Here is a 19,870-nt window from a genome sequence, read left to right on the forward strand (position 1 = left end):
ACTATCGTGACATGCCAAAGATCAGAGACGCCTCCGCGCTCGACGGCCCTGCCTGTGCGGCGATCTACACGCCGTACGTCACCGGCACCGCCATCACCTTCGAGACCGAACCGCCGACGGCGGCGGAGATGGCCGACCGGATCGCGAGGGCACAGGCGACCCACGCCTGGCTGGTGCTCGAGGAGGAAGGCGACGTGATCGGGTACGCGTACGCCGGTCCGATGAAGCCGCGCGCGGCGTACCGCTGGTCCTGCGAGGTGAGCGTCTATCTCGAGCTCGGCCGGCGCCGGACGGGTGGCGGCCGAGCGCTCTACGAAGCGTTGTTCGAGCGGCTGACCGAGCGTGGATTCCGGACGGCGGTCGCCGGGATGACGCTGCCGAACGACGCCAGCGTCGGACTGCACCAGGCCATGGGCTTCGAGGAGATCGGTACCTATCGGCGGATCGGCTGGAAGCTCGGCGGCTGGCACGACGTGCACTGGCGGCAGCGCCCCCTTGCCATCCTCCCGGACCCGCCGGCGGAGACCCGCTAGTTCGTCGGGTCCGTCATCGGCGGGCAGGTGCCGCCAGGCTTCGTGACGAGCTCGAAGTGCCACATCTCGTTGGACAGCGTCTGACAGAGACCAAACTGCGCACCCTTGCGGATCAGCCAGTCGTCCGCGTCGGTCGGGCCGATGTCGACCGCGCGGCCGGTGACATGGTGGGACTCGTCCGGTTCGGCGACGAACTCCAGGGCCTTCTTCTTGCTGCCGTACTTGCGGATCGCCTTGTCCAGCAGCTCTTGCTGGTACTTCTTGCTCCGCCAGCCCGTGGTCACCTGCATCGTGATGCCCTTCTCCTTCATCGCCTGCTCGGCCTGCTGGACCGCCTTCCGCAGGGCCGGGTCGAGGTTCGCGACGCCGGGCAGACTGGCATCGAAGGCCGAGGTGTGGTCCGGCAGCACGCCGTCCGCGGCGCCGGGCGGACCGCTCTTCGACGACGATGCACTGGCCGTCGACGGTGGCGGGTCGTCCTGGGCGGACACCGCCGTACAGGACGACGCGGTGAGACTGATGACCGCGGCAACGACCGCCAGTCCGGCCAGGGCTGACTGCCGGCGTTCGCGTTTGCGGATGGCAACGAGTTGATCGGTCAGCATGGCCACCAGTCCAACTCGGCCGATGTTGCCGCAGCGTCTGCGTTTCGGCATACGTTTTCGATACGTCCGGCCTGGTTCAATGGACGGTATGCGGGTGCTGGTCGTCGAGGACGAGGTGTGCCGGCAGATCGTTGCGGACTGACCGTCACCGTCACCCTGCCGGTGGCTGACCTCGTCGGCGGGTGAGGATGGTCCGGTGAGTGACGAACGCCTGCCCGAACCTGAAGTGACTGTCCGCCGCGCCGTCGAGTCCGACGACACGGTCCTGCTCGAGATCGACCGCACGTCGTGGGACGCGTCGTCCGGCTTCCCGTCGTACCAGGAAGCCGTCCGCGAGAGCTTCTTCGAGCGAAGCGGTCCGGAGGCGCATCTGGTCGCCGAGTACGACGGACAGGTCGTCGGCTATCTGCGATTGCAGGACAAGTACCCATTTCCGGAGGGCGCCGGTGTCCTTGCTGTGAACGGCCTCGCCGTCGCCCAGACCGCCCGCAGCCGAGGCGTCGCATCTGCCCTGCTCGAAGCAGCCGCCGCCGAAGGACGCCTCCGCGGTGCCCGCAAGATCACCCTGCACGTCCACAGCACCAACGCCATCGCCCGTCGCCTCTACGAACGTCACGGCTACGTGGTCGAAGGCACCCACCCCAAGGAGTTCCTCATCGAAGGCACCTACATCGACGCGCTCGACATGGCGAAGATGCTCTGATGACCACCTTCGTTGCACCCGACGGAGTCCAATTGGCCTATCGGCTCGTGGGGGCGGGGGAGCCGGTGGTGTGTGTGCCCGGCGGGATGCTGCCGAGTACCTACCTCGGAGATCTCGGCGGGCTGTCGGCGTACCGGCAGCTGGTGATGGTCGACCTGCGAGGCACTGGGGAGTCCGGTGGGCCGGGCGAGCCGGAGAACTGGCGGTGTGATCGGCAAGTGCCGGACCTGGAGGCGCTGCGGGAGCACTTGGGTCTGGAGCGGATGACGCTTCTCGGGCACTCGGCGGGCGCGAGTCTGGTGACCCGGTACGCCGCGGAGTACCCGGAGCGGATCGAGAAGCTGGTGTTCGCCACTCCGGGCACGCGATCGGTCGGGATCGACATGACGGCGGACCGGCGGCGCCTGGTCCTCGAGTCACGCAAGGACGAGCCGTGGTACGCCGAAGTGTCGGCGGCGTTCGAGGCGCTCCAGACCAGTGAGGCCGCGGACTGGGCCGCCCTCAACCCGATGTCGTACGCGCGCTGGGACGCCGAAACCCAGGCCCACCAGGCGTTCGAAGACAGCCTCGCCAACTTCGACGCGCTCCGGCAGTTCAACTCACCCGACGCCTTCGACCCGCCCGCGACGCGGGCCGCGCTGGAAAAGGTCGAAGCCCCGGCCTTGGTGCTGGCCGGGGCTCTCGACTGGGGCACGGACACCGTCGCCGCCGAGGCGTTCGCCGGAGTCTTCCCGCAGGCTCAGTTCGTGGTCCTGCCGGGAGTGGCCCACCATCCGTGGCTCGACGATGCCGAGGGCTTCGTGAGCACGGTGGTGAGGTTCCTCCGAACTACGGGTTGACGCCGTGCTCCCGGAGCCAGGGCTCCGGGTCGATCGGGGAACCGCCACCGGGCAGGACCTCGAAGTGGACGTGCGGGCCGGTGGTGTTGCCGGTCATGCCGATGGCGCCGACCTTGCTGCCGGCCGACACGGAGTCGCCGACCGAGACGTCGAACTCCGACATGTGGCTGTACGACGTGACCGTGCCGTCGGCGTGGCGGACCTTCACCTGGCGGCCGTACGCGCCTTCGTAGTCGGCCTGGATGACCTCGCCGGCCATCACCGAGCGGACCGGCGTACCCATCGGGGCGGCGAAGTCCAGGCCGGTGTGGTTGTGGGCCCAGCGGCCGCCGGCCTGGTCGAAGCGCGCGGTCAGGTGGTAGCCGGTGGTCGGCAGGACGATCTTCGGGGCGGCCTTGGCCTTCGCGGCGGCCGCCTTGGCCTTGGCGAGGGCGGCAGCCTTCGCCGCGGCGAGGGCCTTGGCCTTGGCAGCGGCCTTGCGCGCGGCGACGGCCTTCGCGGAGGCCAGCGCCAACGCCCGCCGTTCGGTCAGGGTCGCGTTCGCGGCCAGCCGAGCGGCCCGCTGCTTCGCGGCCTTGTCGGCCGCCGCCTTGGGGGTGGCGGCCAGCGACAGGTCGATGCGGGACGAATCGCGCGAGCCGAGGTCGCGCCGATCGATCCGGGCCGCGGTGAGAGCGTCGGCCTGTGAGGGGCTCAGGCCGGTGCTGGTCGGGGCGGGCCCGGTCGCGGACGACGAGACGCCGACCGCGGTCGTTCCGGCTGCGGCGGCGAGAGCGGCGGTCAGGCCGATCAGTTGGCCGCGGCGGCCGATGTTCCGACGGGACAAGCGATGCTTGGCCACCCGGCGCGCAGTGGCCAGGCGTCGTAGTGCCGGCCGCTCTGCTTCCGGCACGTCATGGTGGTGAGACACGGGGGCCTTCCAGGGGAGGGTGTGCCGCCTGAGGGGGTGACGGCCCATCGACCATAACGAGCGCCTCTCAACAGCCTCAAACGCTGAGCGCGACGAGATCACGGAATTCTCGCGACGCGCTGTGATCAGCTCTCTCCGCCTCGTGTGCGCTCAGGCGTGCGAACCCGGCGGAAGTGAAGAGTGTTCACCGTGACGCGGATCACGCGCGAAATGGCGCTGAGCAGACCTTCTGGACCGGTATAAGGCGCCATTGCGCAGGTGTCTGCTGGTCGCAGACGGAGGCTGCGCGGGCCCGGATCGGCGGGTAGGACTGATGGCATGCGGATCGCGATCTTGGGTGGTACCCGATTCATCGGACGGGCAGTCACGGAGCAGTTGGCTGCGGACGGACACACGCTTCTGGTGGTGCATCGCGGGGAGCATGAGCCCACCGGGCTGCCCGATGCTGAGCACGCGCACGTGGACCGACACGACGGTGCGGCGCTGGCGGCGGCGCTGAAGCCGTTCGACCCCGAGGCGCTGGTCGACGTGTCCGGGATGAATGCGGCGGCGGCCGACGCGGCGCTGGGCGCGGTCGGGGAGTCGGTGAGGCTGGTGGCGATCTCGAGTTGCGACGTCTACCGCGCGTACGACGCCCTGCACTCGGGCCGGAACACCGACGCGGTGCCCTTGAGTGAGTGGTCGCCGCTGCGGACGCGACGCTTCGTCGACGGACCGCAGTACGAGAACCTCGAGATGGAAGAGAGGTACCTGCCGCGCGGCGCCACCGTGCTGCGGCTGGGTGCCGTCTACGGGGAGCACGACTATCAGCGGCGGTTCGAGTTCGTCCTGCGCCGGGTCCGGGCCGGTCGCCGGCAGATCCCGATCGGGTCGGGGCAGTTCCTCTTCAGCCGTGTGTACGTCGGTGACGTCGCCGCGGCGGTCTCTTTGGCCCTGGCGGGAGATCAGCGCGGTGAGGCCTTCAACATCGTGGAGCCGACGACAGCGCCGTACGGACTGCTGGCCGAGCAGATCCTGGAAGCGGTCGATGCCCAGGACGTCGAGTTGGTGAAGGTCCGCGACGACCTGCTGCCGGCGGATCTGGAGCTCACCGGGACGTTGAGCCAGCACCTGCTGATGGATTCGTGGAAGGCGCACACCATGCTCGGCTGGGAGCCGACGGACCCGGCCGGGACGCTGCGAACCTCGGTCCGCTGGCACCTGGACAACCCGCCGCCGGACGGCTCGGACGACTTCTCGGCCGACGACGCCGCGCTCGAGTCCGCTGCCGGGTCCGCTTAGGCGGAAATTTGGTCAGAGCAGGTGCGAGGAACCGGTATGCTTTCCGGGTCGGACAGAGGGGACCGCAAGGTGCGCCCGGCTCGATTTCACATCGGGAGGGCGGACCGTGTAATCTCTCTCCTCGGCCCGCCCCTTTAGCTCAGTCGGCAGAGCGTCTCCATGGTAAGGAGAAGGTCTACGGTTCGATTCCGTAAAGGGGCTCTGAGCACGGCATCTCACTCGGTCCGCCGGGTGGGGTGACGAACTCACCCGGCGGGGTAGCTCAGGTGGTTAGAGCACACGGCTCATAATCGTGGTGTCGCGGGTTCGACTCCCGCCCCCGCTACCCACCGACCAGTACTACGAGAGTGCGCGGAAGCTGCGTGCTCCTGATCAGAAGAGGCAGCAGTGGCCAAGTCAACCGACATCCGCCCGAAGATCACGCTGGCGTGCACGGTCTGCAAGGAGCGCAACTACATCACCAAGAAGAACCGGCGCAACAACCCGGATCGTCTGGAGATGAAGAAGTACTGCGCGCGCTGCAACGACCACACGGACCACCGCGAGACCCGCTGACCTCAGCTTTCTTCGCGAGGGCCGCTTCGGACACCGAAGCGGCCCTTTCGCTGTGCCGTTTTCACTGCGGCTGGACCGGCCCTTTCGTTGGGCTCAGACCGTGAGGATCGGGCGGCCGTCCTCGTAGGCGGTCAGGCGCTCGTCGCGCGGAGTCAGGCAGCACGAGCCGCAGAGCGTGCCGGTGCCGACCTCGCTGGTGTAGTAGAGACAACAGGTGTTCCGCAGGTAGACGAGCTTGCCGGCCGCTGTCTCGACCTCGCCCAGCCGGGCCAGGCCGCCCGGCGCCTTGGCGACGAACGTCTGCCAACGCTCCAGCAGGTGCGCCGGCTCGACTGTCTCCTCCTCGCGAGTGGCGGCGCAGAACCCCATCGCGCAACCGGCCGCCACCCCACCGTGGAGCTGCCGGAGACCGGCCCGGGTACGCCGGTGCAGTTCGGCGGACAGAGGTAAGAAGTGCTGGCGGAGGACTACGTCGTACAGGGTCTCGAGGCCGCCCGGGAGGTAGTCGGCCGACCGTACGGCGACGGCGGCGAGGCCGTGGCCGTCATGCGGGCGGACCCAGAGGTTGTGCGGGCGGATGTCCAGGACATGTCCCTCGAGGGCCCACAGCAGGAGCGCGGTCGCGGGGGCGCGGCCGGCGTAGAAGGACATCAAGCTGAGCGCGTTGGCATGGGCGCTGCGGTGACCGCTGGCGTCGTTGTCGCGCTTGAGGAGCTCGGTGAGCTCGGGGCCGTCCGGCTCCAGAATCCGATCGACCCGAAGCCACTCGGAGCCCGTCGGCTCACCGATCTCCAGTTTGTACCGAGGCGCGTACCTGGCCAGCGCCGCCACTGCCGTCACGATCAACCTTCCCCAGTTCCGGTTGAGTGGGTGGCGGCACTCGGAGGAAGAGCGTACCTGCCAGTCCCATGCCTACTGCGCGGCACTCGGCACGGCATGGGACTGGCAGGCACGCTCTCGCAGTGTGCCAGTAGGCTCTTGCGATATGACGATCGACGCCACGATGGTCGGCCGGAGCTATGCGGCCGCCGAGTCCTACCAGGTCGGCCGGGAGAAGATCCGCGAGTTCGCCGACGCGATCGGCGACCCCAACCCGGCGTACCGGGGTGCCGATGCGGTCGCGCCGCCGACCTTCGCGTTCATGCTGGGCAGCCGGGCGCTGGAGCAGTTGCTGAGCGACGAGGAGCTCGGACTGCGGCTGGACCGGATCGTGCACGGCGCGCAGAAGTTCAGCTACACCCGCCCGATCAAGGCCGGCGACGACATCGCCGCGACCGCGACCATCACCACCGTGCGCAAGGCCGGTGACGTCGAGGTGATCATGTACGAGACCGCCCTGACCACCGTCGACGGCGAACCGATCGCCACCTCGACCTCCACGATCTCGCACAACCGGGCGGGCGCATGAAGACCGCTTCACCGGGCCTCGAGTTGCCCCCGTTGACCGTGACGCTTCGACGTGACGACCTGGTCCGGTACGCCGGTGCCAGTGGCGACTTCAACCCGATCCACTGGAGCGACCGGATGGCGGGCGCGCTCGGCCTGCCCGGCGTGATCGCGCACGGCATGCTCACGATGGCGACCGCGGTCCGCGTCGTCACCGACTGGCTGGACGACCCGGCCGACCTTGTGGAGTACGGCGTACGGTTCACCAAGCCGGTCGTCGTACCGGATGACGACAAGGGTGCGAGCGTGACGTTCTCGGCGAAGGCCGACAAGGTCGCCGACGGGCTGGCCGAGTTCGACATCACCGCTATCGCCGGCGAGGAGAAGGTGCTAGGCCGGGCCAGGGCGGTTGTGCGCGTCTCGTGACCACGCATGTACGCCTGGCCGACTTCACCACCCTGCGGATCGGAGGGTTGGCCGACAAGCTCGTCGAGGTCAGCACCGAGGAGGACCTGATCACCGCGGTCCGCGACGCCGATGCCGCCGGGGAGCCGGTGCTGCTGCTGTCGGGCGGCAGCAACGTGGTGATCGGCGACGACGGCTTCCGCGGCACGGTGGTCAAGATCGCGACGCGTGGCATCCGCGTGGACGCTGACATGTGCTCCGGGGCAATGGTTCACATCGCCGCCGGTGAGGACTGGGATGTCGTCGTCCAGCGCGCGATCGCCGAGGAGTGGAGCGGACTCGAGTCGATGTCCGGCATCCCCGGGCTGACCGGGTCGACGCCGGTGCAGAACGTCGGCGCCTACGGTCACGAGGTGGCCGAGACGATCGCGTCGGTCCGCGTCTGGGACCGGGTCGACAACGCGGTTCGCACGATGTTCGCCGCCGACTGTGGGTTCAGCTACCGGAACTCGCGCTTCAAGGCCGACCCGTCGCGGTACGTCGTACTCGAGGTCACCTTCCAGTTGCCGCTCGGCGACCTGTCCGCACCGGTCGGGTACGCCGAACTGGCCCGGGTACTGGATGTCGAGCCTGGGTCGCGGGCGCCGATGACCGACGTACGGGAAGCCGTGCTGGGGTTGCGGCGCAGCAAGGGCATGGTGCTGGACCCGGACGACCACGACACGTGGAGCGCCGGATCGTTCTTCACCAACCCGATCCTGGACACGCCGGCCGACGTACCCGCGGGTGCGCCGCAGTGGCCCCAGCCCGACGGCCGCGTCAAGACCAGCGCCGCCTGGCTGATCGAACACGCCGGCGTCTCCAAGGGCTTCGCCATCGGCTCCGCCGCCGTCTCCACCAAACACCCCCTCGCCCTCACCAACCGCGGCAACGCCACCGCCAAGGAACTCCTCTCCCTGGCCGCCCACGTCCGCAACCAGGTCCACCAAGCCTTCGCCATCACCCTCACCAACGAACCAGTCCTGGTGAACTGCACCCTCTGATCCGTACCGAAGAACGGGTAGTAGTAGCGGAAACCCGGGCGCGGCGACCGGCAGTCCACCGTGATCCACAGGTCCGGGGGTGACTACTACCCGTCCGTCGGTACCCCTGTGGATGACTGCCGCCGGGAATCCGCGTAAGTCGGCAGGATTTCGGGGTGGAGTCCGTCGTCGAAGTGCTGGCCCGGTCGGGCGGCTGGGGAACTTTTGCCGAGCTGGTGAGAATGACGTCCCGGCGTGCACTGGCACGCGCGGTGCGTCACGGAGACGTGGAGCGGTTGACGCGGGGGATCTACGGACTCCCGGAGCTCGCCAGGGATCTCTCGACGGCCATCGCGTACGAGGGAGTCCTGTCGCACACCAGCGCAGCGGCGGCTTGGCGGTTGCCGCTGCTCGTGACCCCACAGAAGCCGCACATCACCCTGCCCCTGAACCGCAACGCACGATCGGGTCCGCCCGCCGTTCTGCACTGGGCGGCTCTTCCAGCGGCTGACCGGCACCACCGACGCACCTCACTCCTGCGCACAGTCTCCGACTGTGTCCGGATTCTTCCGTTCGGCGAAGCCTTGGCTGTTGCTGACGCTGCGCTCGCGACCGGTCGGCTCAGTCGTGACGAGCTGGAGGCAGCCCTGCTGGCTCTGCGAGGTCAAGGGCGGCCGAATGCCGTCAGCGTCGCGGCGGCCGCCACCGGACTGTCGCAGAGCTTCCTCGAGTCGATGCTGCGAAGTCTGCTGCTCGTGGCGGGCGTCGAGGGGTTCGAGCCGCAGGTACTGATCGACACCGGGTGCTTCCGCGCGCGGGTGGACCTGGGGCACAGGCAGGCTCGTGTCGCACTAGAGGCCGAGGGCTATGAGTTTCACGGGTCGGCCACGGACTTCGCCGACGACTGCCGGCGGTACGACGAGTTGATCGCCGACGGATGGCTTGTCCTCAGGTTCACCTATCAGCAGGTGATCGGTGATCCGGAGTGGGTTCTGGCCACCGTGCGGAGTGCCCTGACGCAACGCCTCGGTGTACCGAGGAACGGGTAGTAATCGTCCACCTGAGTGCTTGGGCGATAGCCGCAGGCGTGGAGGTCGCCTGGCCCGATCACTACTACCCGTTCGTCGGCCCGCTGAAAAAGATTTGCAGCTGCCTCTTCCCTGAGCTGGTCGGTCTCGCTAATCTTTTGCGAGATTCGATGGGAGGTGGGGTGTGAGGCGGAAAAGATTTTCGCGGCGGGAGGTGCTGGCCGGGCTTGGTGCGGGGGCGCTGGCGACGGTGGTGCCCGGGTGCTCTGGTGGGGGAGCGCAGTCGGCTGTGCTGCAGGTCTGGGGTGGAGTGCCGGCCGCATCCGGGCCGGCGAACGTGGTCAAAGCATTCGAGCAGCGGTTCCCGCAGTACAAGGTGAACTACACGCGGTTCGTGAACGACGCCCGCGGCAATCTGAAGCTGGACACCGCGCTGCAGGGTGGTGTCGACATCGACGTGTACTTCACCTACTCGCCGGCGTCGCTCGCGCTCCGGGCCGGGTCCGGGCTGGCCGCGGACCTGACCGACCGGGTGACCCAGGACCCGCAACTGAAGGTGTTCCTCGACACCGATCAACCGCGGGCGTACCTCGACAACGGCCGGATCAAGGCGCTCGCCACCGCCCGTGAGCCGTTCTTCGTACTGCTCAACGAGAAGCTCCGGCAGCAGGCCGGCGTCGACCTTCCGCAGCAGTGGACGATCGACGAGTACCGCGAGACCGCGAAGAAGCTGACCACCGCGAAGACCATCGGCGCGTACACCGTCCCCGACGTGGCCCGGATCGCGCTCGGCCCGAACTACTGGTACGACGGCGATCGTTCGAACTTCGGTGATCCGCACTTCGAGCAGAGCTTCCGGATCGGCCAGGACATGATCCGGGAGGGGTCCGCGTTCCCGTGGACCGAAGTGCTCGCCCGGCACCTGGACTCGTACCAGCAGAACTCGTTCCTCGGCGAGGAGTTCCACCTCTGGTCGACCGCACCGTTCAACCTGCGGTACCTGTACGACCCGAAGAAGTTCCCGCACGACTTCAAGGTCTCGTTCGCGCCACCCCCGACCGTCGGCGGCCAGGACTGGAACGGCGGCAGCTACAACAACTTCGTCATGGTCAACCCGAGGTCGCCGAAGGCCGAGGCGGCCTGGGAGTTCGTGAAGTTCTGGCTCACCGAGGGGTCCACGCCGATGCTCGCGGGCGGCAAGCTGCCGACGCTGGGCAACGTCACCGACGACCAGGTGCTCACCGGAATGCTCGGCAAGGAACCTGAGAAGTACTTCGACGTCGAGTCGTTCCGCCGTGTCGTCCTGGACGCGGAACCGAAGCTCGCCACCGACACCCGGCTGGCCGGGTTCCCCGAGATCACCCTCGCGGTGAAGCAGCAGAAGGACCTGTGCTGGCTCGGCGAGAAGGATCCCGGCGGGGCGATCCGTGAGGTACGCCGGGTCGCCGACGCCGCGATCGCCCGGAACGAGAGGAGTTCCTGATGGCCACCGCCACCGTCGTCGCAGCGGAACGGACCACGGTCCGGGCCGATCCGGGTCCCGGGATCAAGCCGAAGGGCTGGATCGGGCTGCTGTTCATCGCGCCCAACCTGCTCGGCGTCATCGCGTTCACCCTGATCCCGCTGATCAGCGTGATCGTGCTCGCCTTCACCGACTGGAACCTGGTGTCCGGCCTCGGCGGCATCAAGTTCAACGGTCTCGACAACTTCATCGCCATTGCCCGCGACCCCGGCTTCTGGAGCGCGGTCGGCCTGACCCTCGTGTACGTCGGGGTGTCCGTGCCGCTGACCGTCGTCCTCGGACTGGGTCTCGGGATCGCGCTCAACCGGCCGCTGCCGGGACGCGCCGTACTCCGAGCGATCTTCTTCCTGCCGTACATCGTCAACATCGTCGCGATCGGCATGACCTGGCTGATGCTGATGAACCCGAAGGCGGGCCTGGTCAACCAGGTGCTCGACGTCTTCGGGCTGCAACCGGGCTGGTTCGCCTCGTCGCACTGGGCGCTACCGGCGCTGATCGTGATGGCGGTGTGGGGTGGCGTCGGCTACTGCTCGCTGATCTATTTGTCCGCGCTGCAGGACGCGCCGCGGCAGCTGTACGAGGCGGCCGACATCGACGGCGCCGGGGTGTGGGCGAAGTTCCGTGTGATCACCTGGCCGTCGTTGCTTCCGACAACGATCTTCCTGCTGGTCACGCTGATCATCGGTGCGTCGCAGGGCTTCGGCCTGATCGCGTTGATCACGGCCGGCGGGCCGGGCGACTCGACCACGACGATCTCCTACTACATGTACCAGACGGGCTTTCAGTTCTACCGGTTCGGCTATGCCTCGGCGATCGGCCTGGTGACCTTCGTCGGTGTACTGGTGCTGACCCTGGTGACCTGGCGGGCCCAGCGAGGGAGGGCTCTGCATGACTAAGCGCGCCAAGTGGTACTGGGGGATCCCGCTGTGGATCCTTGCGATCGCCTTCCTCGCGCCGTTCGCGTGGATGCTGTCGACCGCGCTCAAGCAGGACGTGGACGCGTACAAGATCCCGATGCAGTGGATCCCGGATCCGTTCCAGTGGGACAACTTCAGCACCGTACTGAGCGGTGTCACCTCGGTGCTGCCGGCGTTCGGGCGGTCGGTGTTCGTCGCCGTACTGCGGGTCGCCGGGGAACTGATCACCGCGACGATGGCCGGCTACGCGTTCGCGCGGATGTCGTTCAAGGGCCGGGACAAGCTGTTCCTGGTCTACCTGGCGACCGCGATCATCCCGGCCCAGTTGTTGCTGGTACCGCGGTTCATCTACTTCCAGAAGCTCGGGCTCTACGACACGCTGTGGGCGCTCATCCTGCCTGGCATGTTCACGGTGCTCGGGACCTTCCTGATGCGGCAGTTCTTCGTCAGTCAGCCGGCCGAGTTCGCCGAAGCGGCCCGGATGGACGGCGCGAACGAGTGGCGAGTGTTCACCCGGATCTACTTGCCGTTGGCAACACCGGTGATCAGTGCACTCGGCATCCTCGCGTTCGTTTGGTCCTGGAACGACTACGAGACGCCGCTGGTGCTGATCAGCAACCCGGAGCGCTACACCCTGCCGCTCAGCCTGACCAACTTCGTCGACGAGCAGGGGCAGATCGCACCGGGTCTGACCATGGCCGCCTCGGTGATCTCGATCATCCCGGTGCTGATCGTCTTCGTCGTCCTGCAACGCCGCTTCATCGCGGCCATGACTCACACAGGGATCAAATGATCAACGTCTCAGGTGTCTTTCCGGATCTCGCGCAGGTCGGCGACTTCGGTCCGCCACGCAGCGAGCTCGGCGTCGGTTCGCTGATGCCGTGGAACGGGAAGCTCTACGTCCAGAACTACAACTCCCACAAGGCGCCGTCCGGTGCCGGCGTCAGCCTCCGGCGGATCGACGCCGACCTGTCGATGGAGATCGTCGCCGAGACCCTCGGTGTGGACGGCACCTACACCAACCGATTCGTGCACTTCCCGACGTCGCAGCTGGTCCTCGGGCCGCACGTTATCAGTGCCGACCACAAGATCGTCACGATCCCCGAGCTCCAGCCGCTGCGGGTCTGCGGTACGTCGCGGCACCTGACCAAGCCGGACACCCACGTGTACGTGCTGGCGATGGAAGGCGAGCTGCTCGAGCTGGACCTGACGACGTACGAGTGCACGCAGCTCTTCGACCTCAACGACGAGCTCGGCACGGACGGCGAGATGAAGGTCCACTACAAGGACTGCTACACCTCGTTCGGCCGGCTCGTCGTCTGCTCCAACGAGTACGCCGAGCCCGAGTGGGAAGGCGTTCGGTCGCGCGGGCGGCTCGCGGAGTACGACGGCCGATCGTGGAAGGTACTGCGGGAGGACCCGTACACCGCGATCGGTGGGCGGCACGAGTTCGGCGGGACCATCTTCGCGACCGGATGGGACCGGGCGTCGGCGATCCTCGAGGTGTTCACGGAGGCCGACCAGAAGTGGACGCGGTACCGGCTGCCGAAGGCATCGCACTGCTTCGACCACAAGTGGCAGACCGAGTGGCCGCGGATCCGGGAGGTCGAGCACGAGCGGCTCCTGCTCGACCACCACGGCATGTTCTACGAGCTGTCGCCCTGGGCGTACGGCGGCCGGATCTGGGGCGTGCGGCCGATCTCGACCCATCTGTGGGTGCTGGGCGACTTCTGTTCCTGGCGCGGCATGCTCGTCGCCGGTGCGGACAACGCCTCGCCGAGTCACGGACTCAACCCGACCACAGCCGAGCCGCAGTCCGGGCTGTGGTTCGGGAAGACGGATGACCTGTGGAGCTTCGGCAAGCCGGCTGGGTGGGGTGGTCCGTGGTGGGAGACGCCGGTCGCCGCCGGGGTGCCGTCGGATCCGTATCTGATGACGGGCTTCGACGGGAAGTGCCTGCATCTGGAGAACTTCTCGGCCGATCCGATCACGATCACTGTCGAGATCGACTTCCACGGGCACGGGCGCTTCGGGGCGGTCACGGAATTGGCGGTCGAGCCGGGGCAGATCCGGACGCACGTGTTCCCGCCCGGATTCAGCGCGCACTGGGTGCGGGTCGTCAGCGACACCGACGGTGTGGCGAGTGCCCAGTTCGTCTATACGTGATGATCGCGGAATGGGAGACATGGAGAGAGCTGACAGCCCGAGCCCGTTGCAGCTGGTCAAGCGCGCCCTGCCGGAGCTGAACGGTGCGATGCAGCGGGTCGCCGAGCACATCCAGGCGAACCCGGACGAGGTCGCGCGCGGGTCGATCACCAAGCTCGCCGAGGCCGCGCAGACCTCGGCGGCGACGGTGACCCGGTTGTCGACGCACCTCGGGTTCGCCGGGTACCCTGCACTCCGGGCTGCCCTGGCGATGGAGGTCGGCCGCGGGATCGAGGCCGGCTGGGCGAGTGACATCGGGATGGCGATCGGTCCGGCGGACCCGCCCGAACAGGTGCTCAACGTGCTGGCCAGTACCCAGGCCAACGCTCTCCGCAACGCGCTGGCGTCGATCGACCTGGCGGCTGCCGCCCGGGTCGCCGATTCCATCGCGGGCGCACGACGTACCCATATCTATGGGGAGTGGGGCGACGCGATCCCGGCCCGCGAGCTGTACATCCGGTTGCTGCGGATCGGGATCCCGGTGTGGTTCTTCGACGGGCCGCAGGCCGGGTCGATCGGCAGCGGGTTGCTGGAATCCGGGGACGTCGCGCTGGTCGTGACCCGGCAGGGGAACGATCCGGCCACGCTGGAGTTCGTCAAGCGCTCCAAGGCCGGGGGCGCGCTGACGGTCGCGATCACCGGGGTCGCGGACTCGCCGATCGGCCGGGTGGCGGAGGTCGTCTTCGACACCGGTACGCCGGTCGGTGGGACCTGGACCGAGTTCTTCGCCGGGCGGGCCAGTGACACCTTGACCGCCGGCCTGCTGTTCGTCCTGGTCGCGCAGCGCGTCCCGGACCACCTCACGGCCAACCACCCGAACGGGCCCGGACAACCCGTCATCACACCTGACAGCTGAAAGGTTCCTGCATGCAGCAGCTCGAAATCCAGACCGATCTGACCGTCGTCGGCGGAGGGCTCGCCGGTATCTGCGCCGCGATCGGCGCGGCCCGGCAGGGGAGCACGGTGGCGCTGGTCCAGAACCGGCCGGTGCTCGGCGGCAACTCCTCCAGCGAGGTACGGGTGTGGGTGTGCGGCGCGACCGCGCACGGTGTCCAGCACTTCGCCCGGGAGACCGGGATCATGGGCGAGCTGTTCGTGGAGAACCAGTACCGCAACCCCGAGGGAAATCCTTACTACTGGGATCTCGTGCTGCTGGAGGCGGTCCGCGCGGAGCCCCGGATCCAGCTGTTCCTGAACACCGACGTACGGACCGTCGAGGCTTCTGCCGGGGAGATCCGGTCGGTGACCGGATGGCAGATGGGGTCGGAGAAGGAGATCCGGTTCGTCAGCCCGGCGTACGCCGACTGCTCGGGCGACGGCCTGATCGGGTTGCTCGCGGGAGCGGAGTACCGGACGGGACGCGAGCCGCGGTCGATGTACGACGAGTCGTGGGCGCCGGACGTACCGGACAACGACACGCTCGGCAGCACGATCCTCTTCTACACGAAGGACATCGGCGCACCGGTGCGGTTCGTGCCGCCGTCGTTCGCGCGCGACATCACCGAGACCGCGATCCCGGATCGCCGCGTGATCCGGTCGGATCTGAACGGATGCGCGTACTGGTGGATCGAGTGGGGTGGAGAGCTCGACGTCGTCGACGACAACGAGGCGATCCGGGACGAACTGCAGGCAGTCGTCTACGGGATCTGGGACTACATCAAGAACTCGGGGCGGTTCGACGCGGACAACCTGACCCTGGAGTGGATCGGGTCGGTGCCGGGCAAGCGCGAGTACCGTCGGTTCCTCGGTGATCACGTGCTGACGCAGCACGACGTACTCGGGCAGACGCTGTTCGAGGATCGGGTCGCGTTCGGTGGGTGGTCGATCGATCTGCACCCGCCTGGTGGGGTCTATGCGAGCGAACGCGGGTCGAAGCACTGGCATCCGGATGGGAACTACCACATTCCGCTGCGGTCGCTGTACTCGCGGAGTGTGCGCAATCTGTGGATGGCCGGCCGGAACATCAGTGCGAGTCACGTCGCGTTCGGCACGACTCGGGTGATGGCGACCTGCGCGATTCTGGGGGAGGCGGCCGGCATCGGGGCTGCTGTTGCCCTGCGCAACGGTTTGTCACCGCGTGAGTTGGCTTCCTCGCGCTTCGAGTTGATGCGGCATGCGCTCACTCGTGCCGATGGCTCCGTCCTCGGTGTCGTAGACGATGATCCGGCCAACCTTGCTCTGCGGGCCGCTGTCACGGCGTCGTCGACGCTGACCCAGCCGGCTGTCGAGGTCTCGTCGGGCACGTTGCCGTTGGACGCCGATATCGCGATGGTCGTGCCGGTCGATCCTGCGCTGGATCGTCTGGAGCTATTGGTCGACGCTGCCGAAGAAGCCGTACTGACCGTCGAGCTGCACGACCCGGTCAACCCGCAGAACTATCTGCCGTTGGCGTTGATCGACTCGCGCTCTGTGCCCGTGGCCGCGGGGGAGAAGCGGTGGATCGACGTACCTGTCGACTATCGTCCGGACCACCCCGGCAACGTGATCGTGGTCCTCAAGCAGAACGCCTCTGTCTCCGTCCATACGGCGGCGACGGGGTTGCCCGGGATGATCTACTTCACGCATCGCGACCCGTCGCCTGATGAGCAGTGGACCGAACAGTTCCGCGCCTGGAAGCACATCCTGCCGCGGGCTGGTCTGTGCCTTCGCCTGGGGGAGACGTCGGCGTACGCACCGGAGAAGGTGATCGGCAGCTACTCCCGCCCGTACGGCGGCCCCAACCTCTGGTCCTCCGAAGACCTCGCCTGGGACCCCGACCCGTGGATCGAACTCAGCTGGTCCGCCCCCGTGGATGTCTCCGAGGTTGTCGTGATCCTCGACGACGATGTCGAAGAGGACCTCATCAACCTCCACCACCACCGCACGCCCTTCACGTCGCTCCCCACCCTCCTCGAGTCCTACACCCTCGAGGCTCGCAACGGCACCGCCGACTGGCACCCCATCGCCACCATGACCAACAACCACCACCGAACCCACCGCCACCCCCTCCCGACCCGGACCCCCATCACCCACCTCCGCCTAAAACCCCACACCACCAACGGCTCCCCCCGAGCCCATGTAACCTCCCTCCGCGCCTACTGATCCTGCTGGCGACGCGACCGGAGTTGCCGGTAGAGTTGTCGGTGCCCAGGGCAATAGCTTGTGGGAAGTGAACCCGGCAGCCATCCGGACGGTTGGTGAGCCGGGTTCCGCGCGTTCAGACGGGTCGGGTCGTGCAGGACTCGCGAACCTGCTCGCGCCATTCACCGCCCTTGGCCCACGCCCAGACCACCGCGTCCGGGATCCACAGCAGTGGATCCAGATGTGGCGCCAGCAGTGCGTACTGAAGTGTCTCGACACAGTCATAGATCCGGACCGCGCGGTACAGCGTCTGCCGGTCGAAGTCCAGGGTGGATTCGTCGCGCTCCACCACGAGCCGCTCGCCGGTCCGTGCAGCATCTCGCACGATCGCGGTCAGGCAGCGCCGTCGGCTCTCGACGTCGGCTCGCGGTGTGGCGTAGAGGTTGGTGGCTGTGTCGAGCTCGGTGATGGCGGCGAGGATCTTGCGTTGCCGCGCAGGGGACTCCTTCTGGAAATGGATCCTGCGCTGGCCGGGCATCAGAAGTCCGGCGAGAGTGCGGCGATTGGTGCTCACCGCCGAGGCCGGGCAGCTCGCGGCGGCCATGAGAAGGCCGCGGGTCTTGTTCTCGTCGACGAAGGTGTGAATGCGGGCGCGAGGTCGGGGCGGCATGGGTGGTGGGCGCTCGGGCCCGTGCGTCAGTCCAGGGGGATCGTCTCGAGGGGGGTCCAGTGGTAGAGGTGGTGGGTTCTGGTGAGAGATAGGAGGGTGAGGGTGGTGATGGAGAGGGCGGTTGAGCGGGGTGGGTGGTTGAGGATGCGGGTGGTGATGGGGGCCGCGGGGGCCGGGTGGTTGCAGTAGGCGATGGTGATGTGGGGGTTGAGTTCGGGGAGTTCGGGGACGGCGTCGTCGCCCCAGACGTCGGTGATGGCGGCTCGGGTGAGGTCGCGGAGGTGCTGGAGCGGTTGGATCGGGCGGACCGGGAGTTGGATGGACTCGCGGTCGAGGACGGCCGGGCCGATGCCGACCGGGAACGAGCCGAGGCGGGTGACCCGGTGACGAGTGGCCTTGACGATGTCCGCCAGGTCGGATTCCGGCACCCGGTCGGTGAAGCCGATGCCCTGCAGGGTGAGGTGCAACCACTCCAGCGGCACGGGCGTGAAGCCTGGGAGGTCGTCGACCAGCTCGGCGTACGACGCATGCAACGCGGCCATCTCCGATCGGTCCGCGAACGTGATGTGCCAGGTGTAGAAGGAACGGTCGGCGCGCCAACCGGGACGCCAGTACCAGTGGTCGTGGACTTCTTCGAACATCGACGGGCCTCTCATTTGCTCGGGGTCGCCCTGCTGGCGGGATGACGGGTGAAGACGCGGATGGAGTCGTGCAGCGCGCGAGCCTTCGGATCGGTCGCGTGCCGGCTGAGGCGGGTGAGGGCGGCGACCTCGCTGATGCGATGGATCAACGGACGCACCCGGTACTCGACCGGTGTGGTCAGCACGACCGACACCGCCTCCGTCGCGCCGTCCAGATCACCGAGCTGCAGATGTGCCTTGGCCTGCTGGAGCCGGACCATCCGTTCCGAACCGAAGTTGCGTACCGCGTGTGGCGCTGCCTCGAACTGCGCGATGCCGCGATCCGCGTGCTCGAGGGTGCGCTGTGCTTCGCCCAGCGCCAGGTGCGTGTCGGACCAGATGCCTTCCGCGCGTTCCGGCGTACAGAGGAAAGGGCCACCGAGTTCCGGTACGTCGGTGCGGACCGTTGTGCGCTTCGCGATCGTGAGAGCCTCGCGGGCCTCGGCGTGACGGCCGGTGCGGGCGAGATCGACTGCGGCGACGCTGGCGAGGAACAACGTCGAACTGCCGGTCGCGTACTGCAGTCCGTCCTGCGCGTACGTCGTCGCCCGGGCGAAGTCGTCCTGCCAGAACGCGGCGGTGTGCTGCGTCGCCCGCACCCAGGCTCGCAGGTCGTCGCTCTCGGCGGCCTCGGCACACGCCCAGGCGGTCCGGGTGTGGCTCTCGGCGACATCCGGGCGGCCGAGGTCGACCGAGATCCAAGCCAGCAGGGTCAGCGCCCAGCCGCCCGCGGCGTACAGGTCGCGGGTCTGGCTCGGCGGCTGCCGGCCGGCGAGGAGGCGGAACGCGCGGTCCCGGATCGCCCGGGCGCGGATGTACAGCGGTCTGGTCGGCGTGCGCAGGTACTGCTGGGTGATGCGCACGATGTCGGCGTGCAGCTGTTCGACGGTCAGGTCGCCGACATTCGACTCCTCGGCGAGGGCGAGGAGCGCGACCGACTCGTCGCCGGCCTGCACCAGGTCGTCCTCGAGCCCGAGCATCGAGCTGGTCCCCGGCTCCGGATCGGTGCCGGCCAGGCCGCCGGGCGCGACGAACCCGAGGTCGGCGTCGTCGACCACGTTCAGGACGAAGCGCAGGCCGGCCCGGTAGGCCGCCCCGGGCCAGCGGACGGCGCCACGTTCGAGCTTCGCGATGTAGTGCCCGTCGAGCTCGTACTTCGTCTCGGTCGTCTCCCACAGCCAGCCGCAGACCGCCTCCGCGAGCTCGGCCCGGGACATCTGCTCACCGGGCGCTCGGCGGGAAGGAGTGCGTTCGCGGGCGGTGCGGAGGAGTTCGTTCGGGTCTGGCATGGCGGTAACTGTAGGTGTCCGCGCACCCTCTGTGAGGTCGAAGACGAGGGCTGTGGATGATCTGCCCCAGGTTGCCCCGGAATGCCCCGAGATGCCCCGGATTTCTCGCGCTGTAAGGGGCTTCCGGGTGGTGCGCCTGGTCGGCAGGCGGCGAACCGGGGCAGATCGGTGGTCGAGGAGCTCCTAGCTGAGCGTGCATGGCCGGGGCAGACAGGGGCAGGTCGGGGCAGATGCCGGACCGGCTGGCCGCCCATGCGGAG

The 19,870-nt window shown here is 68.0% G+C and carries 21 protein-coding genes and 2 tRNA genes; 17 read left to right on the plus strand and 6 right to left on the minus strand.

Annotated elements, in window-relative coordinates; all coding sequences use genetic code 11:
• Positions 1-11 precede the first annotated feature (11 nt).
• Positions 12-533, plus strand: a complete 522-nt coding sequence (locus OG817_RS42700) for a GNAT family N-acetyltransferase (RefSeq protein ID WP_406050751.1) — start codon at positions 12-14, stop codon at positions 531-533.
• Here the strand turns inward: OG817_RS42700 and OG817_RS42705 are convergent.
• Positions 530-1,138, minus strand: coding sequence for a M15 family metallopeptidase (locus OG817_RS42705; protein ID WP_406050752.1), 609 nt, complete (start codon positions 1,136-1,138; stop codon positions 530-532). The two genes, OG817_RS42700 and OG817_RS42705, sit on opposite strands and share 4 nt — an antisense overlap.
• 196 nt (positions 1,139-1,334) lie before the next feature.
• Here OG817_RS42705 and OG817_RS42710 point away from each other — a divergent pair, with 196 nt between their 5' ends.
• Together OG817_RS42710 and OG817_RS42715 are read left to right on the plus strand one after the other, a co-directional pair.
• A complete protein-coding gene (locus tag OG817_RS42710; RefSeq protein WP_406050754.1) occupies positions 1,335-1,841 on the plus strand; it encodes a GNAT family N-acetyltransferase in 507 nt (168 codons plus the stop codon).
• Positions 1,841-2,680, plus strand: a complete 840-nt coding sequence (locus OG817_RS42715) for an alpha/beta fold hydrolase (protein WP_406050755.1) — start codon at positions 1,841-1,843, stop codon at positions 2,678-2,680. Before OG817_RS42710 ends, OG817_RS42715 begins: the two co-directional genes overlap by 1 nt.
• Here OG817_RS42715 and OG817_RS42720 read toward each other — a convergent pair.
• Positions 2,670-3,572, minus strand: a complete 903-nt coding sequence (locus tag OG817_RS42720) for a M23 family metallopeptidase (RefSeq protein ID WP_406050756.1) — start codon at positions 3,570-3,572, stop codon at positions 2,670-2,672. The two genes, OG817_RS42715 and OG817_RS42720, sit on opposite strands and share 11 nt — an antisense overlap.
• Before the next feature lie 336 nt (positions 3,573-3,908).
• Between OG817_RS42720 and OG817_RS42725 the strand changes: the two genes are divergently transcribed.
• From OG817_RS42725 to rpmG, 4 genes are all read left to right on the plus strand, one after another.
• Positions 3,909-4,871, plus strand: a complete 963-nt coding sequence (locus OG817_RS42725; protein WP_406050758.1) for an NAD-dependent epimerase/dehydratase family protein — start codon at positions 3,909-3,911, stop codon at positions 4,869-4,871.
• 128 nt (positions 4,872-4,999) lie between these two features.
• Positions 5,000-5,072, plus strand: a tRNA-Thr gene (locus tag OG817_RS42730).
• Positions 5,073-5,122: 50 nt separating this feature from the next.
• Positions 5,123-5,196 (plus strand) — tRNA-Met (locus OG817_RS42735).
• A 62-nt stretch (positions 5,197-5,258) separates the two neighbouring features.
• Positions 5,259-5,426 (plus strand): 50S ribosomal protein L33, encoded by a 168-nt coding sequence (gene rpmG, locus OG817_RS42740; protein WP_131361122.1) that lies wholly within the window; start codon positions 5,259-5,261, stop codon positions 5,424-5,426.
• 93 nt (positions 5,427-5,519) lie between these two features.
• Here the strand turns inward: rpmG and OG817_RS42745 are convergent, their stop codons facing one another.
• Complete coding sequence (locus OG817_RS42745; RefSeq protein ID WP_406050759.1) at positions 5,520-6,266, minus strand: hypothetical protein; 747 nt, start codon at positions 6,264-6,266, stop codon at positions 5,520-5,522.
• 145 nt (positions 6,267-6,411) lie between these two features.
• Between OG817_RS42745 and OG817_RS42750 the strand changes: the two genes are divergently transcribed.
• The 10 genes from OG817_RS42750 (at position 6,412) to OG817_RS42795 (ending at position 16,992) form a co-directional block, all read left to right on the plus strand.
• The gene (locus tag OG817_RS42750; RefSeq protein WP_131361121.1) at positions 6,412-6,834 is read left to right on the plus strand and encodes a MaoC family dehydratase N-terminal domain-containing protein; all 423 of its coding nucleotides are present in this window, start codon (positions 6,412-6,414) and stop codon (positions 6,832-6,834) included.
• Positions 6,831-7,238, plus strand: coding sequence for a MaoC/PaaZ C-terminal domain-containing protein (locus OG817_RS42755; protein WP_406050761.1), 408 nt, complete (start codon positions 6,831-6,833; stop codon positions 7,236-7,238). The genes OG817_RS42750 and OG817_RS42755 overlap by 4 nt, the downstream gene beginning before the upstream one ends.
• Positions 7,235-8,260: a UDP-N-acetylmuramate dehydrogenase gene (locus OG817_RS42760; protein ID WP_406050763.1), complete on the plus strand. Its 1,026-nt coding sequence runs from the start codon at positions 7,235-7,237 to the stop codon at positions 8,258-8,260. Before OG817_RS42755 ends, OG817_RS42760 begins: the two co-directional genes overlap by 4 nt.
• 155 nt (positions 8,261-8,415) lie before the next feature.
• On the plus strand, positions 8,416-9,288 hold the full coding sequence (locus OG817_RS42765; protein WP_406050764.1) for a DUF559 domain-containing protein: 873 nt from the start codon (positions 8,416-8,418) through the stop codon (positions 9,286-9,288).
• A 163-nt stretch (positions 9,289-9,451) separates the two neighbouring features.
• Positions 9,452-10,750 carry an ABC transporter substrate-binding protein gene (locus OG817_RS42770; protein ID WP_406050765.1) on the plus strand — a complete coding sequence of 433 codons (1,299 nt, stop codon included), beginning with the start codon at positions 9,452-9,454 and terminating at the stop codon, positions 10,748-10,750.
• Positions 10,750-11,685, plus strand: coding sequence for a carbohydrate ABC transporter permease (locus OG817_RS42775; RefSeq protein WP_406050766.1), 936 nt, complete (start codon positions 10,750-10,752; stop codon positions 11,683-11,685). The genes OG817_RS42770 and OG817_RS42775 overlap by 1 nt, the downstream gene beginning before the upstream one ends.
• A complete protein-coding gene (locus OG817_RS42780) occupies positions 11,678-12,499 on the plus strand; it encodes a carbohydrate ABC transporter permease (RefSeq protein ID WP_406050767.1) in 822 nt (273 codons plus the stop codon). Before OG817_RS42775 ends, OG817_RS42780 begins: the two co-directional genes overlap by 8 nt.
• Positions 12,496-13,872 carry a hypothetical protein gene (locus tag OG817_RS42785; protein WP_406050768.1) on the plus strand — a complete coding sequence of 459 codons (1,377 nt, stop codon included), beginning with the start codon at positions 12,496-12,498 and terminating at the stop codon, positions 13,870-13,872. The genes OG817_RS42780 and OG817_RS42785 overlap by 4 nt, the downstream gene beginning before the upstream one ends.
• A 19-nt stretch (positions 13,873-13,891) precedes the next feature.
• Positions 13,892-14,767, plus strand: a complete 876-nt coding sequence (locus tag OG817_RS42790; RefSeq protein WP_406050770.1) for a MurR/RpiR family transcriptional regulator — start codon at positions 13,892-13,894, stop codon at positions 14,765-14,767.
• 11 nt (positions 14,768-14,778) lie between these two features.
• Positions 14,779-16,992 carry an FAD-dependent oxidoreductase gene (locus OG817_RS42795; RefSeq protein ID WP_406050771.1) on the plus strand — a complete coding sequence of 738 codons (2,214 nt, stop codon included), beginning with the start codon at positions 14,779-14,781 and terminating at the stop codon, positions 16,990-16,992.
• A 115-nt stretch (positions 16,993-17,107) separates the two neighbouring features.
• Here the strand turns inward: OG817_RS42795 and OG817_RS42800 are convergent, their stop codons facing one another.
• Genes OG817_RS42800 through OG817_RS42810 form a run of 3 tightly spaced genes read right to left on the minus strand, consistent with a single transcriptional unit; the run spans position 17,108 to position 19,610 of the window.
• Complete coding sequence (locus tag OG817_RS42800) at positions 17,108-17,641, minus strand: hypothetical protein (RefSeq protein WP_406050772.1); 534 nt, start codon at positions 17,639-17,641, stop codon at positions 17,108-17,110.
• 26 nt (positions 17,642-17,667) lie between these two features.
• Complete coding sequence (locus tag OG817_RS42805; RefSeq protein WP_406050773.1) at positions 17,668-18,282, minus strand: 2'-5' RNA ligase family protein; 615 nt, start codon at positions 18,280-18,282, stop codon at positions 17,668-17,670.
• 11 nt (positions 18,283-18,293) lie between these two features.
• A complete protein-coding gene (locus OG817_RS42810; RefSeq protein WP_393380378.1) occupies positions 18,294-19,610 on the minus strand; it encodes a hypothetical protein in 1,317 nt (438 codons plus the stop codon).
• Positions 19,611-19,870: the final 260 nt, after the last annotated feature.

Origin of the sequence: Kribbella sp. NBC_00889, from assembly GCF_045207705.1 — a bacterium.
Lineage (GTDB): Bacteria > Actinomycetota > Actinomycetes > Propionibacteriales > Kribbellaceae > Kribbella.

Bases quoted from the DNA above. Each gene is read 5' to 3' on its own strand.
- OG817_RS42800 (WP_406050772.1), bottom strand. From the start codon at position 17,641: ATGCCGCCCCGACCTCGCGCCCGCATTCACACCTTCGTCGACGAGAAC.
- OG817_RS42795 (WP_406050771.1), top strand. From the start codon at position 14,779: ATGCAGCAGCTCGAAATCCAGACCGATCTGACCGTCGTCGGCGGAGGG.
- OG817_RS42780 (WP_406050767.1), top strand. From the start codon at position 11,678: ATGACTAAGCGCGCCAAGTGGTACTGGGGGATCCCGCTGTGGATCCTT.
- OG817_RS42785 (WP_406050768.1), top strand. From the start codon at position 12,496: ATGATCAACGTCTCAGGTGTCTTTCCGGATCTCGCGCAGGTCGGCGAC.
- OG817_RS42725 (WP_406050758.1), top strand. From the start codon at position 3,909: ATGCGGATCGCGATCTTGGGTGGTACCCGATTCATCGGACGGGCAGTC.
- OG817_RS42810 (WP_393380378.1), bottom strand. From the start codon at position 19,610: ATGCCAGACCCGAACGAACTCCTCCGCACCGCCCGCGAACGCACTCCT.
- OG817_RS42715 (WP_406050755.1), top strand. From the start codon at position 1,841: ATGACCACCTTCGTTGCACCCGACGGAGTCCAATTGGCCTATCGGCTC.
- OG817_RS42750 (WP_131361121.1), top strand. From the start codon at position 6,412: ATGACGATCGACGCCACGATGGTCGGCCGGAGCTATGCGGCCGCCGAG.
- OG817_RS42705 (WP_406050752.1), bottom strand. From the start codon at position 1,138: ATGCTGACCGATCAACTCGTTGCCATCCGCAAACGCGAACGCCGGCAG.
- OG817_RS42755 (WP_406050761.1), top strand. From the start codon at position 6,831: ATGAAGACCGCTTCACCGGGCCTCGAGTTGCCCCCGTTGACCGTGACG.
- OG817_RS42805 (WP_406050773.1), bottom strand. From the start codon at position 18,282: ATGTTCGAAGAAGTCCACGACCACTGGTACTGGCGTCCCGGTTGGCGC.
- OG817_RS42775 (WP_406050766.1), top strand. From the start codon at position 10,750: ATGGCCACCGCCACCGTCGTCGCAGCGGAACGGACCACGGTCCGGGCC.
- OG817_RS42700 (WP_406050751.1), top strand. From the start codon at position 12: ATGCCAAAGATCAGAGACGCCTCCGCGCTCGACGGCCCTGCCTGTGCG.
- OG817_RS42790 (WP_406050770.1), top strand. From the start codon at position 13,892: ATGGAGAGAGCTGACAGCCCGAGCCCGTTGCAGCTGGTCAAGCGCGCC.